A 14,046-nucleotide genomic window follows, 5' to 3' on the forward strand; every position below is an offset into this window, starting at 1 on the left:
GCTCCGGACACTACCGAACCCCTATAGATCCCCCGGCAGTTTGTCCCGGCGGATGTCGCGCCACGACGACTGCCGCAGCACGCCGTCCTCGGTGATCCCCTGATGGCGGACCTCCACCACGAGCTTGGGCAGCACCCAGATGGCGTCACGGCGGGCGTCTGAAGGCAGGTCCTCGAGGAAGGGGCTCGAGCGGCGGCGCAGCGGTTCGAGTTCCTCGAGCAGAGCCTTGCCCTGCCGGTCAGTGAAGCCCGTGCCCACGCGTCCGATGTAGGTGAGCCCGGTCTGCGCGGGCAGTCCGAGCAGTAGTGAGCCGAGTGAGCCGGAGCGGCCGCCCTTGCCCGGTCGCCAACCGCCCACCACGGCCTCGGTAGTGGTGAGCAGCTTCTCCTTGAGCCAAGTCTTGGCCCGCCGGCCCGACTGGTAGTGCGAGTCCCGCCGCTTGGCCACGATGCCCTCCCAGCCGAACTCCTCGGCCTCGGCGAGGGCGCGGTCGCCGGGGCCGTCGAGCACTCCCGGCACGTGCACTCGCTCGACCGCGTTGAGCACCGGGGTCAGCAGGTCGAGCACCTCGCGCCGTCGCTCCCACCGCTCCCGGCGCAGGTCCACCCCGTCCACCTCGAGCACGTCAAAGACGAACAGCTCCACCTGCGGCAGCGACTGGTCCTGCCCCTCGGCCGCCGCCTGCTTGGCCAGGGCCGCGAAGTCGGGCACCCCGTGCGAGTCCAGCACGACCAGTTCGCCGTCGAGCATCACCGGCCTCTCCAGCGCCTCCGCCAGGCCGGGGAATCCGTCGGCCAGCCAGTCCATGGAGTGGCCGTTGCGGCTCACCAGGCGGCACTGAGTGCCGTCGGTCGACACGGTCACGCGGTAGCCGTCCCACTTGCCCTCGAAGGCCCACTTGTCCTCGGGCAGGTCCGTCACGGACCCAGAGGTGGGGATCATCGGCAGCGGGGGAGCGTCGGGGCGGCCGGCCATGTCCGAGTCGCGGGTCCGCTCATCGCCCGAACCTCGCGAGGCTGGCTTGTTCGAGCTGCGGGTAGCCGCCGTGACCGAGCCGCGGGAAGGCGCCTTGTCTGACCCTCCGGAGCGATCCTCATCCGAGGGATAGGACGACTTCGGGTTGTCGCGCCCGCCGTAGAAGGAGTCCGGCGACTGGTCCTTCATGTACTGCACGATCCACTGGTTCTTCTCGGCGCTTGTGCGCACCAGGACGTACCGGCCGGAGACCTTATCGCCGTTGAGCCACACGATGATCTCGTCCTCGCGCCACTTCTCGCACTCGTAGGTGCCGCGGTCCCAGACGGTCATGTGGCCGGCGCCGTATTCGCCCTTGGGGATGGTGCCCTCGAACGTCTCGTAGCCCAGCGGGTGGTCCTCGGTGTTGACGGCCAGCCGCCGGTCCTTGGGCTCGGTCGGCAGGTTCTTGGGCACGGCCCACGACGCCAGCACGCCGTGATGCTCGAGCCGCAGGTCAAAATGCAGACGGCGCGCGTGGTGCTCCTGGATCACGAAGATCGGACCGTCGCCGTCGGAGCGATCGGTGTCGACCTCGCCGTCGAACGGCTCCGGAGTCTTGCGGCGATCGCGCTTGCGGCGGTACTCCTCAAGGCTGGTCACCACGGCGTCAGCGTCGGTGGGACCGGCGTCGCAGCCCTCCTCGGACGCGGCCCGGGTCGAATCGGAACCGCCGGAATCGGCGCCGGAAGAATCGGAACCGCCGCGCTCGGGGTCCCCGTCATCCGATGACGACGACGAGCTCTTCTTGCTGCCTCCCGACTTCTTCTCCCGCGATGCCGACGACTTCTTGGCGGCAGTCTTCTTGGCGGAACCTTTCGTGGACGCACCGCCTTTCTTGGTCGCGCCGCCCTTCTTCGCGGGTCCCTCCAGGCCGTCGAGCAGGTCGCCCTCGGACTCCAGTCGCTTGAGCATCTCGTCCCAGTGCAGGTGCGTGAGCCCGCCGTCGCCGAGTTCCTCCCACGAGCGCGGGGCCGCGACCCACGGCTCGGCGCGGCCGCGCAGTGAGTAGGGCGCCACGGTGGTCTTGGCGCCGCTGTTCTGGCTCCAGTCCACAAACACCTTGCCGTCGCGGATCGAGCGCTTCATGGTTGCGGTGACCAGGTCCGGTGTCTGCGTGGCCAGCGACTGGGCGATCTGCTTGGCCACCGCGGACGCGCCCTTGGAGGAGACGGCCTTATCCAGGCGGGCGTAGAGGTGGATGCCCTTGGATCCGCTGGTCACGGCGAAGGCGTCCAGTCCGGCCTCGGAGAGGAGATCTCGGACGCGCAGCGCGACCTTCGCCGTCGTATCCAGGTCGACGTCCTGGCCGGGATCCAGGTCAATGACGATCCGCCGTGTCCGCCCAGGCTCGCCGTCGGACAGTGTCCACTGCGGCACGTGCAGCTCGAGCGCGGCCTGCTGGGCGAACCACGCCAGCGTGGCGGGGGAGTCGAGCACCGGGTAGGTGACGGTGCGCGAGGAGTGCTCGATCGCCACCCGCGACACCCAGTCGGGCGCGTGGGAGGGCAGGTTCTTCTCGAAGAACGACTTGTCCTCGGTGCCGTCGGGCCAGCGCTTGCGCGTCACCGGACGCTGGCCGGCGTACGTCATGAGGTGCGGCGCCACGGCGAGGTAGTACTCCAGCACGTCGGCCTTGGTGGTGCCGGTCGCGTCGTAGAGCACCTTGTCGGGGTGGGTGAACCTAATGGTCCGCCCGTCGACCTCGACGGATTCCTTCGCGCTCTTGCTCGCCATGGGTCCACTCTGGCACTCGAGTCGGACACTGGCGACCGGCTGCGGTATTCGCGCGGTTACCTAACTGCGCCGTCTAGAAGCGGCGCCTCGTGACTGCGCTCAATCCGGTCGGATCGGGTTGGAGATGGTGCATTGGTCGCCGCCTGTTCAGGCCGATCGAAGTCGGGGCCACTCATCGGCCGCCGGGCCAGCCGGCCATCGAGTTGGCGTTGTTCCTGGAATGCGGTGGAGTATCGTGAGGTGTGAGCGCGGCACCGTGGGTGTCGGGCGAGTCGCAAGGCCAGGTGCACCTGGGGCAGACCGGGACCCTGGCCTTACGCATGTCCGGAGTCGCGGACACCTCGAATAGTCGCTACGTGGCCTGCTCCTGCGGCCTCGTTGCGCACGTCGCCTGCTCCCCAGTAGAGAAGGTAAGGCTCTAGGCGACCCGTGACTGGCCCGTGCCTCACCGCGTGAAGTCGATGACCAACCGCCCCCGCGTCCCACCGGATTCGAGCCGCTCATGCGCCCGCCCCGCGTCATCGGGTGCGTAGCTGTCCGCAACGCGGCGTGTCACCACGCCGTCTTCCGCTAACTGCCGCAGTTCGTCGAGCTTGGCCTGCTCCTCAGCCATGACAGCCACGCTCACGGCATGAACCTTCAGGTCGCGGCTGCCGTCGCCCTGGTACCACCGCACCGTCGCCACGCCCCCGCCGGTCTTGACCGCGGGGAGTGCGGCGGCGTCCTGCACGGCTCCATCGAATAGGCCGTCGACCCCGTCGGGGTAGCGCTCGAGGATGCGGTCGGCGACGAAGACCCCGCTGATCGGGGCGATAGCGCCGCCTGGCACGTCGGTGTGGGTTGTTGGGTCTATGTGACGACGACGAGCCCGCCCTCTACCGGCTGACTTCTCGGCGCGGGTGGGGCGCGAGGGCCGCGAACGACTCATGGCCGAGTGACAGCGAGTGCTCTCGGCGCCCTGACACAAGGCGGGCATTTATGGGACATTGGAGGGATAAGAGAAGCGCGTCATCTTAGTGGGGAGCTACGGAAATGGCCACGGACACCAATGCAGGAGCTCGGTCGAGCGCGGCGCACCGCAGCGCCGTGACAGGGTCGATGCAGGACATCGCCCGCTTCCTGATCGATCACCTTGGCTCAGCGCTAACAGCGCACATCGCCGGGGTGGACCGGCGTACCGTCAGTCGCTGGGCTGAGGGGGCTGCAGCTCGCGCATCAGGAGAGGCGAATCTACGAGTCGCATTCCAGGTCTTCCAGCTGATCCAGACTGTCGATGCGCCGCAAACGGTGCGCGCGTGGTTCATGGGTATGAACCCGCAACTCGACGACGTCTCACCGGCGGAGGCGCTCGCAGACGGTCAGCACCGCGAGGTCATGGCCGCGGCCCGGGCGTTCGTGGCCGGTGGTTGAGGTTGATGGCGACTTCCCATCTCTCTGGGCCGGCTGTGGTTCATCCGCCGGCTAGCCTGTACCGAGTGGTCCGGCGTGGGCGCGAACTCGACCATTCTCGGATCAACGCTGCGGACGCCGCGCTCACCCGCTCGGGCAACCGCTTCGATGTGGCCGGCGGGGGCGTGCCGCAGGACTGGCGGGCGCGGCGATTGATGATCGAAGCGGCAACGATCGATCCGCTGCCATTCGTCGATGTCGAGGACCCTGACACCCACGAGTTCCTCACCTCGGCGATGGCACCCCAGCTCGACGCGCTGGGCGTGAGCGTTCTCGATGTCGCTGCGCTGCGCGGACGTAACAGGGCCGTGACGAGAGCGGTTTCCACCTGGATCTACGCAGCCACCGACTCGAGTGGCGCGCCACAGTACTCGGGGATTCGCTACGTCTCGCGCCTCGGCAACCACGAGTGCTGGGCAGTATTCGACGGCACGGAGCTGCAGGTACGCAGACGCGAGGGGCTGGAGTTGGGTAATACCGCTCTCCAGAAAGTCGCTGGGAGCTTCGGGCTACGGATCTTCTAGCGCGGCCTGAAGCGACACGAGCGACTGCTGTTCGCAGGGCAACCGCCTGACCGTTCAGAGCGCCCCGGCCAACCCCCGATCCCTCGCCCCAGGAGGGTGAGGGCCCCCAGAGTGACGACGACGGCAACACGTCGCCCCGCCGTCGCGGACACCCGCTCCGCGCACGGACGTGGAACGCGGAGCGCGGTCAGCCCCTACGTAACAGCTGCATCGACGTCGCCGGTCAGGCGTGGCTATTGATGAGGTCGTCCATCGACCGCCCCGATTGTCTCGACCACAAGCTGAACACCGCGCTGGTCATGGCCGCGGCCGCGTAGAGGGCGGACGCCAGCCCGTGCTCGCCGATCACGGTGCGAATGCCGGAGGCGGCGTCGCAGTCGAGCAGGACCGCATCGCACAGCCCGGCCATGCCGTCCGGGGCGTCGGGAAGCCGTGCGCTGTCGCCGACCTTGGCGATGACGGCGGCGGGCAGCTCCGGCGCCACCGACTGGGCGAGCTGGGCGAAGCGGGAGGCCACGGTCAGGGCGTCGGAGATCGGCAGGGGAGAGGCATCGACGGTCAGCTCCAGCGCCTCGAGGAGCTCACCAGCGGCCGAGGTGTCGCCGCGTGCGTGGGCGTATAGAACGGCCCGAACTTGCTCGACGGCGGCTTTGTGGCGCGGCGCGGTGCACATCACCGATCCGCGAGGCGACGTGCCCGTGCCTCACCTCGTGAAGTCGATGACCAGCCGTCCGCGCGTTCCGCCGGCTTCGAGCCGCTCGTGGGCCCGCCCCGCGTCTGCGGGCGAATAGCTGTCCGCCACACGGAGGGTGACCACGCCGTCTTCCGCCAGCTGCCGCAGCTCGTCGAGCTTGCCCTGCTCCTCGGCCATGTCCGCCACGCTCACGGCATGGACCTTCAGGTCCCGGCTGCCGTCGCCCTGGTACCACCGCACGGTCGCGACGCCTCCACCGGTCTTGACCGCGGGGAGTACGGCGGCGTCCTGCACGGCTCCGTCGAAGAGTCCGTCGACCCCGTCGGGGTAGAGCTCGAGAATGCGGTCGGCGACGCCGTCTCCTCGCCTGACTATTCTGTCGGCGCCGAGCGACCGGACAAGCTCTTCGTCCGCCTCGGACGCATCGGCAACAACTGTGAGGCCGGCCTGCTTGGCCAACTGCACGACGTAGCCACCGGTCGATCCGGCGGCCCCGGTGACCGCAAGAGTCTGTCCGGGCTGCAGGTCGAGGAGGTCGAGAGCGCGCCGAGCGGTGAGGCCGTTCATCGGAAGCGTCGACGCGGCGACGTCGTCGGAACCGCGGGGTACGGCGGCGATCGACTGCGCAGGCAGGACGATGTCCTCGCGATACGCACCGTGCTCGTCGCGGGGTACCACGATCCCCATCACCCGGTCGCCGACCGACAGGGAGGTCGTCGCCTCCTCACCGATCTCGACCAGTGTTCCCGCGATGTCCATGCCCGGGACGTCTGCGGCTCCGCGCGGAGTTCCGGTCTTCGACCGAGAACCGTTGCGCGTGTAGGTGTCGGTGGGGTTGATTGTTGCGGCCGTGACTCGCACGCGAACCTCGCTCGGCCCGAGCTCCTGGGCCGGGACGTCAACGACCTGCAGAGCGTCCGGGCCCCCGTAGGTCGTCACTCCGACGGCGCGGACGGGGCCAGCTGAGACGCTCATTGTTTCTCTTTCCCGCAGAACCGGCGAAAAACGGGGCGGTTCCGCTTGATTGTTGACACGAGTGACTACGTGTCCGCATGGTAACCGCGCACCCGTTCAGACCGCCGCGGCCAAGCCCCCGAGCCCCGCCCCGGCAGCATCAGCGCGCCAGCGGTCACCACCACCAGAGCACCCCGGCGGACCGCCGCCAGCAGATCGGGCCAGAGCGCTCAGCCCCTCCGCCGGAACTGCTGGGCGGCGCGGAGGGCCGCGTCGACGTCCAGACCTCGCCCGCCCAGGAGCGCCTGAGCCGTGTCGGCGCTGAGGTCGGGGCATTCTGCGAGCATCCGGTCGAGGTCCCGCGGGTCGGGGTCTGCCGCGGCCGGGCGGCCCCCGACGGACATCGTGAGTTGGTCGAAGATCTGCCTGAGTACGAGTCGGTCGTCGAGGAGCGGCAGGTTCAGGGAGGTGAAGCCGTCGTCGGCGCTGTAGTCGGCGCGCGTCCACGTGCCGCAGTCGTATCCGTAGATGAATCCGATCCACATGCCGTGGGTATCGATGCGCTCGAGGTAGTCACCGATCGCCTCCGCCCACCACGGGGGACAGCCGGCCAGGAGGTCGGTCTCGGGCTGCCCGAAGTACTCCGCGGCGGCGCGGAAGTACGTGGTGGAGTACTCGTGGTCGTGGCCGAGGAGCACCGCCCGCTCGTCACTGACAAAGCGGATATCGGCCCAGTTGCCGCCGCCGTCGTCGTAGTGCCAGGTGGAGCCGTCCGAGTAGGCGGACTCCGCCCAGCGCGGCCCGTACGCGGCGAGCACCGCGGCCAGTGCGGACCACCGTGGGGCCATCGTGTCGGGGCGCGGAAGCTCGATTTCTCTCACGAGACGATTCTGGACGACGGAAGACCATTGTGGAGCCGTCATATCGGAAACCGGCGTCGACCTCGAACGGCGCAGTCCGGACCTATCGCGCCCCTCGTTCACCGGTGTTGTGTGCGCCACACCGCTGCTACCATCGGCCGGGCAGGCGCCAACGGCGCCACCTCACCACACGCACCCGCCCGGAAGGACGTCCACCATGGGTTCAGATGCACTCGGCTCGCTCGGCTCCCTCGCTATCGGCTCGCTCGCGGCCCCCATTCTGGGATCGCTCGGCCTCGGCTCGCTGCTCCAGGGGGCCAGCAGTGGCAACGGCAGCGGCACCGACTCGCTGACCGGAATGCTGCCCACCGACCTCCTCGGCGGCATCTCCTGACAAGTCGGTCTCTCCTGACCAGCTGAAAGGCCGGGCAGACCTCGGACCCAAGACCCCGGACCGCACCCGCGGCCCGGGGTCTTTCTGCGTTCCCACCGCGGTCCGGCCCACTGCGACTCAGATCACCCCGGCCACGCTCCCGACGCCTCGCACGAGGAGCGCGAGGGCGCCGGCCGTCACCACCACCACGGCGACCCTGCGTCCCGCCGTCGCGGTGACCCGCTTCGCCACGAGTCCGCCGAGGAGGAGGCCGACCGGCACCATCGCCACGACGAGCCCGATCACCGGCAGCGGCGGTAGTCCGGAGATCGGCGCGGCGCCCAGGCCGACCTTGGTGATGACCGAGGTCAATCCCATGGTGAAGAAGATGGGTTGCAGGGTCGCCGCGAAGGACCGTTGGTTCCAGTTGGTGGCCTGTGCGTAGACCAGCATCGCGGGCGCGGCCACGCCCACGGCGGTGTTGAGGAACCCCCCTGCCGTGCCGGCCACCGCGGCCGGCACGGCACCGCTGACGGGCGGGATGCGTACGAGGGCTGTCATCAGCAGCGTGCCTATCAGGGCGGCCCCGATGATCACCTCGAGCCAGCTGCGGTCGGCGGCGCCGACCAGGAGCGCACCGGGCACGGATCCCACGACGATCAGGGGCGCGAGGTGGCGGTACCGGCGCCAGTCGATGTCGCGGCGGAGCGTGATCCCGATCAGCACGGCGGAGACGGTGGTGGTGACGTTGGTCAGCAGTACTCCGGCGACGGGCCCGAGGAGCAGGGTGAGGGTGGGTGCCACCACCAGCCCGACCCCCATCCCGCTGACCCGCTGCAGGACCGTGCCCAGGATGACGGACGCCGCCGCGATCAGCAGGAGGAGGGGACCGACGTCGGCGGGCATGGACCACAGCATTCCAGGTGCGCCTGCCTGCGACCGGCGGCGCCACGCGCCCCGATATCGCATACTCATCCCATGCGATCCATCTGGAAGGGCGAGGTCTCCTTTGGTCTGGTGAACGTGCCGGTCAAGGTGTATTCGGCGACGGAGGACCACGATCTGCACGCGCGGCAGGTCGACAAGAAGGACGGCGTGCGCATCCGCTACAAGAAGGTGCGGGACGACAACGGCGAGGAGGTCGAGTTCTCCGACATCGCCAAGGCGTACGAGTCCGAAGAGGGCGAGATGGTCATCCTCACCAAGGACGACCTGGCCAGCCTGCCGGTGGAGCAGAACCACGAGATCGAGGTGACGGAGTTCGTCCCGGCGGATCAGGTGGATCCGGTGGCGTTCGACAACGCGTACTTCCTCGAGCCGGCGTCGCGCTCCAACCGGGCGTACGTGCTGATGCGCGAGGCTCTGCAACAGACCGACCGGCTCGCCATCTGCACGTTCACGCTGCGCAACCGCACTCGCCTCTGCGCGCTGCGGGTGTACAAGGACGTGCTCATGCTGCAGACGCTGCTGTGGCCCGACGAGATCCGCCCGGCGATCCTGGAGGGCTTGGACAAGGAGGCGAAGGTCCGGCCGCAGGAGGTCAAGATGGCGGCGTCGCTCATCGAGACCATGGCGGCGGACTTCGAGCCGGAGAAGTACGAGGACGACTACCAGAATCAGCTCAAGGAGTTGATCGAGGCCAAGGCGGCCGGCGGTGAGGCGTTCACGGTGGAGGAGAAGGACACCTCGGGCGACGATGACGGCGAGGACGAGGTGGCCGATCTGCTCGCGGCGCTGCGGGCGAGTGTGAAGGACCGGGGCGGTAAGGCGGACGACGCCGACGACCAGGACGACGACGAGGACGACGACGAGGACTCCGGCTCCGCCAAGAAGACCGCCAGCAAGAAGAGCGGGAGTAGCTCGGCAAAGAAAGCCCCGGCCAAGAAGACTGCGGCCAAGAAGGCGCCCGCCAAAAAGGCCGCGGCAAAGAAGTCGACTGCCAAGAAATCGACGTCCTCCAAGTCGGACTCCGGCAGCTCCGGCTCGAGCACGGCTAAGAAGTCGACAGCCTCAAAGTCCACCGCCAAGAAGGCCCCGGCGAAGAAGTCGACGGCCCGCAAGACGCCGGCCAAGAAATCGGCCTGAGTCGGCTGCGGTCTTTGTGTCGGTCGGGCTCTGCGCCTCGTGGGAAGCAGGCCGAAGCCCGGGCTGTGGCCGTCAGCGGGGAGTAGTCGCCAGCCTCGAGTGAGCTTCCGCAATCGCAGGTCCGACGGATTCCCAAAGCTCTAGTAGGTGCCTGACGCAGTCCCGGGCGTACTCGTCGAGGTCAGTTATCGACTTTTCGGGTGCCAAGGGAGCTCGCCAGATCCACCACCGGTTGGGGCCGAGCGCCATGCCTCGAGAAGTAGCGATTTCCTGGGTGGCTTGTTGCACCTCCTGTCGGCACTTGGCTCCGGCGTCAGGATGACTGCAGATGATCAACTGTGGCCATTCGAACTTCAGCCCCGGGCGAAGCAGGTCGCTCGGGCGCCACTGAAGTTCCAGGAACCCTCCGACTAACCCGTCAGGACCCGGCACCTTCAACTGCAGAAGGGGGATACTGCCCTCCAATGACTCCCAGACACTGAATCGCTCGGAGGGATCCGCCTGCACTGGCTCAAGATGCTTGCGCAACGACGTGGATAGTTGGTGAACCGCCTGACTGGCAGATAGGGCTTGTCGGTACCGCGGGTCCGGCGAGTTGGTACTGCTGTTCCGGCGACCCGGAACCGGCCCGCGCGTGAGGCGGGCCGGCACCGTCGGGGGTTACTCCCAGTAGCCGGTGGTCGCCCGGGCTTGGTCGTCGCGTTGGCGTCGCATGTCGACTTCGCCGAGGTTGATCTCGCGGGCGTTGTTGGCCAGCCGGTTGACGATGGAGTCGGCGGCGACCCTGTCGGGTAGAGCCTCAAGCCAGTACGCCGGTCGGGATTGTGAGGCGATCATCGTCGGCAGCCGGTGCTCTCGGTTTGCCAGCACGGCGAACAAGTCGTTGGCGGCTTCGGGATCGATGCCCACGGTGAGGAAGTCGTCGATGATCAGCAGCTCCACGTCCGACAGGTCGTTGAGCATCTTCTGGTGGCGGATCCCATCGCCGCGGGCGATGACCAGCCGCCGGGCGAGTTCGTCCATGCGGGCGTAGGTGACGGTGTGCCCGTTCTGGCAGGCGGCGATCCCGATCGCGCAGGCCAGGTAGGTTTTTCCGCCGCCGGTCGGTGAGAGGACCAGCAGGTTGGTGGGGTCTTGCCTCCAGTGGTGCCCGGCGTAGCGTTTCATCCGCACCGGGGTGATCCCGCGTCCTTCCTGGTAGTTGATCTCCGCGATCGAGGCCTGCGGGATCGGGAACTTGGCGGCGCGGATCAGCTTGTCGATCCGGTGGGCCTGGCGCTGGTCCAAGGCGTCGTCGACGGCGGTGAGGAAGATCTGCTCCGGGGTGAGCTCGTCGTTGGCCTCGTCGCTGATGAGCTCCTCGAACCGGGTCGCCACGTGCGTGATGCGCAGGTTGCGGAACTTCTGGTGATCGATCTCGGTGAACATCACACGCCCTCCCCGCTGCGGCCGCGCGCATAGTGATCGGCCGACCGGACTTGAATCGCACCGTCGTCTCGGGCCCCGGCCGGTGGCGGAGGCTTTCGAGTGGCCGCCGCCGGCACCACGGGCCGGGGCGCTTTGCCGTCGGAGTCGATGGTGGCCATGACGCGTTTGAGCACGCTGTAACTGCCAGCGCTGTTCTGGTTGAGCAGCACTTGGCAGGCCGCCTCGAGCCGCTGGCGACTTCTCTTGCCGAGAGTCTCGAGGATGTTCTGGCAGTCCAGATAGCCCTGCGCCTCGATCACGTGACGATCCAGGATCTGGGCGATCACCTTCTCGGTGGCGGGGCCGAACCCGCGGGCACGGTCGGTGAACCACTGCCGTGACCAGAGCCCGTCGATGCCCTGGTGCTCTTTCGGGGCGTGGGCGAGCACGGTCGAGTACTGGCCTTTGCGGCCGTGGCGCCGTGGGTGCTCGCAGACGACCTGGTCACCGTCGAAGATCGTCACCGACTGCGCGGTCAGGCGGACCCGCAGCAGCTGACCGGCGAAGGTGTACGGCACCGAGTAGTACTGCGAATCGCAGGACACGTGATAGTTCCGCCCGACCTTGAGCTGCTTCCATTCCACCGTGGCGAACCCGTCGTCGGGCAGGGCCGCCAGCAGCGGCGCCTCATCGGACTCGAATCGCTCCCACCGTGTCGTACCGTCAGCCCGGCGGATCGCCGTGTTGATCTCTGCGACGCGGTCATCAATCGCCGCGTTCAGGGCCTCGACGGTGGTCCACACCTCCTCGGCGAGGTAACCGATGACGCGTTTGTTGACCACCTCCACGGCTGACTCCACGGCTGCCTTGTCGCGGGGTTTTCGGACCCTCGCCGGCACGATCGCGGTGCCGTAATGGTCGGCCAGTTGCTGGTAGCGGGCGTTGACGGCTCTGGCCGCCTCGCCCTGCTTCTGCCGATGAGTGGCGGTGGTCGGGTTGTCGGGCACCACCATCTGCGGCGTGCCGCCGAAGAACGTGAACGCCGCGACGTGGGCGTCGATCCAGGACGGGGACTTCATGTCCGTGAAGCCGCGGCAGAACACCGCACCGGAATACGGCAGGACGGCCACGAACAAGTACAGCTTGGTGACCTCCCCGGTGACGGCGTCGAGGACCTCGAGGGTGTCGCCGGCCCAGTCGACCAGCATCGTTCTGCCGGGTTCGTGATGCAGCGTCGCCACGACATCCTTGATGCGGGCGTGCTCGGCGAACAGGGCACAGTACTGCGAGTACCCGTACTTTTTCCCGGCCCCGGCGGGGTCGGCGAGGTACTTGCCCCAGGCCTGCTGGATGGTGAAGTGCCGGTTGAACTTCATCGACGCCATCACCCGATCAAAGTCCGGCTTGGTGTAGTCCTCCGAGACGCGTTTACGCCCATCGGGGAACATCCCGGCGATCTCGGCCGGGTTCATCGACGACGCCTGGCCGGCGGTGATGCCGTACGCGGTGATCGTCTTCTTCACCGCCGCGATCTCCCGGCGCGAGCACCCGACGGCGGCGACGATCTCGCTGTAGCTATGCCCGGCCAGCGCCAACGTCATGATGGCCTTGCAATCGGCCACATCAGCCTCCTCAAATAGGAAGAAGCGGCGCCGAGTGCGCCGCCTCACCCCGAGCAGACCACCCCGGCGGGCCCGAGGAGTACCGAGTCGTCGGAATCGAAGTACCGGATCGCCGGACTAGGCGTACCCACTGGTCCTATCTTCCAGCCTGACCATGTAAGTCAGACCATTCCAGAATCTGCTCGCGGTGATGCAAGTAGAAATCCAACTTTGAGTCGTCCACTGTCGCTGGCCTCTCTCCGCTCATCTCAAGCGTTTCGATAAGGTCTCGAGCCCCCGGGGCGATGGTCCCCGGACCGATGCGATTCATGAGAACCCGACCAATTGCACCCAGGTCCTGCCACCGCAGCGTTCTCCACTGGTCGACACTCTCCACGGCTGTGGCCGGGACGCCACCGTCCGAGGTCAAGAAGACGAACGACGGGCTCTCGGGGCTCCACCCCTCGGCAAGTCGGTCTGCTTGTCTTGCGCCCTCCGGAGCCGAGATCTTTGCTTCGATCAAGACCGTCGCCGCTGTAGTCCGCACAATGATGTCCGCGCGGGTATCCCCGCGAGTTTCCTCTGTGGTGACGGAAGCCTGCTCTGCGCCCTCGACCGACAAGGCGAGCAACTCGAGAAAGGCAGAGAGGTACTCGGAGCCCAGCCCGTGCCAACCGTCTGGCGTTAGCAGCCACGCCAGTCCGCGGCACATGTAGACCTCAAGGCGATGTAACCCGAGTTCGCGCACCAAGGTCCGATGACCTGAGCGCCACGTCCGGGCGTTCTTTTGCTGACGGGTTAGCTCGGCCATCTTTCTGAACGCAGTTTCCCATTCGTCGACCACGTCCGGCCCCGTTGAGCGAGGCCGATCGCCGTCAACCGTTGAGGACGACATGCGCGATCAGATGGTCGAGCTTCCGAATGTCGACGCCCCGGTTCAGGTTGATCTTGATGTGGCCGGCCCGTGTCCACAGTTCGAGTTCGGAGTTGGAGTCGAGCATCCTCCCCGCGTTTTCGGACGACCACATATTGATCGCGTTGTATGGCAGGGAGTAGATCTCGACCTTCTTGCCGGTGAGGCCCTGGGCATCCCGCACGATGAGGCGCTTGGTGGTGAAGATCGCGGAGTCGCGGAACGTTTTATACGCGGCGATCGGCTGCTCGCCCTGAACGAGCAAAGGCCCGATGTCGTCGGGAATCGGGCATTCAGCGACGAACGTCCAGGCGGCGATGCTGGCAACAGCAGAGGTCAACGGAGGGATCCGATCTATTCGGCGGGTATTCCGCACAGAAGAAGAAGTCGCTCGGGATAGTAAGCATCGATCCCGGGGTTTCGAGACGCAACGAG

Annotated in this window: 14 protein-coding genes; 4 read left to right on the forward strand and 10 right to left on the reverse strand. The window is 67.4% G+C overall.

The window, feature by feature from the left end:
* Positions 1 to 21 precede the first annotated feature (21 nt).
* Both ABD250_RS01990 and ABD250_RS01995 read right to left on the reverse strand, forming a co-directional pair.
* Positions 22 to 2,751 (reverse strand): ATP-dependent DNA ligase, encoded by a 2,730-nt coding sequence (locus ABD250_RS01990; RefSeq protein ID WP_182659140.1) that lies wholly within the window; start codon positions 2,749 to 2,751, stop codon positions 22 to 24.
* A gap of 445 nt (positions 2,752 to 3,196) precedes the next feature.
* Entirely contained in the window at positions 3,197 to 3,580 is a 384-nt protein-coding gene (locus tag ABD250_RS01995; protein ID WP_017835832.1) for a zinc-binding dehydrogenase, read from the reverse strand.
* 269 nt (positions 3,581 to 3,849) lie between these two features.
* Between ABD250_RS01995 and ABD250_RS02000 the strand changes: the two genes are divergently transcribed.
* Both ABD250_RS02000 and ABD250_RS02005 read left to right on the forward strand, forming a co-directional pair.
* Positions 3,850 to 4,161, forward strand: a complete 312-nt coding sequence (locus ABD250_RS02000; RefSeq protein ID WP_344390274.1) for a hypothetical protein — start codon at positions 3,850 to 3,852, stop codon at positions 4,159 to 4,161.
* Between the two features lie 65 nt (positions 4,162 to 4,226).
* Positions 4,227 to 4,724 carry an RES domain-containing protein gene (locus tag ABD250_RS02005; protein WP_338404220.1) on the forward strand — a complete coding sequence of 166 codons (498 nt, stop codon included), beginning with the start codon at positions 4,227 to 4,229 and terminating at the stop codon, positions 4,722 to 4,724.
* A 223-nt stretch (positions 4,725 to 4,947) separates the two neighbouring features.
* On the opposite strand, the gene ABD250_RS02010 is transcribed toward ABD250_RS02005, so the two are convergent.
* The 3 genes from ABD250_RS02010 to ABD250_RS02020 all read right to left on the reverse strand — a co-directional run bounded on the left by ABD250_RS02010 (position 4,948) and on the right by ABD250_RS02020 (position 7,253).
* On the reverse strand, positions 4,948 to 5,397 hold the full coding sequence (locus tag ABD250_RS02010; RefSeq protein ID WP_182638606.1) for a hypothetical protein: 450 nt from the start codon (positions 5,395 to 5,397) through the stop codon (positions 4,948 to 4,950).
* Between the two features lie 30 nt (positions 5,398 to 5,427).
* On the reverse strand, positions 5,428 to 6,393 hold the full coding sequence (locus tag ABD250_RS02015) for an NADP-dependent oxidoreductase (protein ID WP_182638605.1): 966 nt from the start codon (positions 6,391 to 6,393) through the stop codon (positions 5,428 to 5,430).
* A 209-nt stretch (positions 6,394 to 6,602) separates the two neighbouring features.
* Positions 6,603 to 7,253, reverse strand: coding sequence for a hypothetical protein (locus tag ABD250_RS02020; RefSeq protein WP_338404221.1), 651 nt, complete (start codon positions 7,251 to 7,253; stop codon positions 6,603 to 6,605).
* A 196-nt stretch (positions 7,254 to 7,449) separates the two neighbouring features.
* Between ABD250_RS02020 and ABD250_RS02025 the strand changes: the two genes are divergently transcribed.
* Positions 7,450 to 7,626 carry a hypothetical protein gene (locus ABD250_RS02025; protein ID WP_017835826.1) on the forward strand — a complete coding sequence of 59 codons (177 nt, stop codon included), beginning with the start codon at positions 7,450 to 7,452 and terminating at the stop codon, positions 7,624 to 7,626.
* Between the two features lie 117 nt (positions 7,627 to 7,743).
* On the opposite strand, the gene ABD250_RS02030 is transcribed toward ABD250_RS02025, so the two are convergent.
* Positions 7,744 to 8,511 carry a sulfite exporter TauE/SafE family protein gene (locus ABD250_RS02030; protein ID WP_241730754.1) on the reverse strand — a complete coding sequence of 256 codons (768 nt, stop codon included), beginning with the start codon at positions 8,509 to 8,511 and terminating at the stop codon, positions 7,744 to 7,746.
* A 72-nt stretch (positions 8,512 to 8,583) separates the two neighbouring features.
* Here ABD250_RS02030 and ku point away from each other — a divergent pair, with 72 nt between their 5' ends.
* Positions 8,584 to 9,690 (forward strand): non-homologous end joining protein Ku, encoded by a 1,107-nt coding sequence (gene ku / locus ABD250_RS02035; RefSeq protein WP_344390282.1) that lies wholly within the window; start codon positions 8,584 to 8,586, stop codon positions 9,688 to 9,690.
* Positions 9,691 to 10,350: 660 nt separating this feature from the next.
* On the opposite strand, the gene ABD250_RS02040 is transcribed toward ku, so the two are convergent.
* From ABD250_RS02040 to ABD250_RS02050, 4 genes are all read right to left on the reverse strand, one after another.
* Positions 10,351 to 11,118 carry an ATP-binding protein gene (locus tag ABD250_RS02040; protein ID WP_006898359.1) on the reverse strand — a complete coding sequence of 256 codons (768 nt, stop codon included), beginning with the start codon at positions 11,116 to 11,118 and terminating at the stop codon, positions 10,351 to 10,353.
* On the reverse strand, positions 11,118 to 12,719 hold the full coding sequence (gene istA / locus ABD250_RS02045; protein ID WP_344390292.1) for an IS21 family transposase: 1,602 nt from the start codon (positions 12,717 to 12,719) through the stop codon (positions 11,118 to 11,120). Before istA ends, ABD250_RS02040 begins: the two co-directional genes overlap by 1 nt.
* Before the next feature lie 136 nt (positions 12,720 to 12,855).
* Positions 12,856 to 13,593 carry a PD-(D/E)XK nuclease family protein gene (locus ABD250_RS18030; RefSeq protein ID WP_425551855.1) on the reverse strand — a complete coding sequence of 246 codons (738 nt, stop codon included), beginning with the start codon at positions 13,591 to 13,593 and terminating at the stop codon, positions 12,856 to 12,858.
* On the reverse strand, positions 13,574 to 13,951 hold the full coding sequence (locus ABD250_RS02050) for a PH domain-containing protein (RefSeq protein WP_182659598.1): 378 nt from the start codon (positions 13,949 to 13,951) through the stop codon (positions 13,574 to 13,576). The genes ABD250_RS18030 and ABD250_RS02050 overlap by 20 nt, the downstream gene beginning before the upstream one ends.
* Positions 13,952 to 14,046: the final 95 nt, after the last annotated feature.

It is taken from the genome of Dietzia cercidiphylli, assembly GCF_039531545.1.
Classification (GTDB): domain Bacteria; phylum Actinomycetota; class Actinomycetes; order Mycobacteriales; family Mycobacteriaceae; genus Dietzia; species Dietzia natronolimnaea.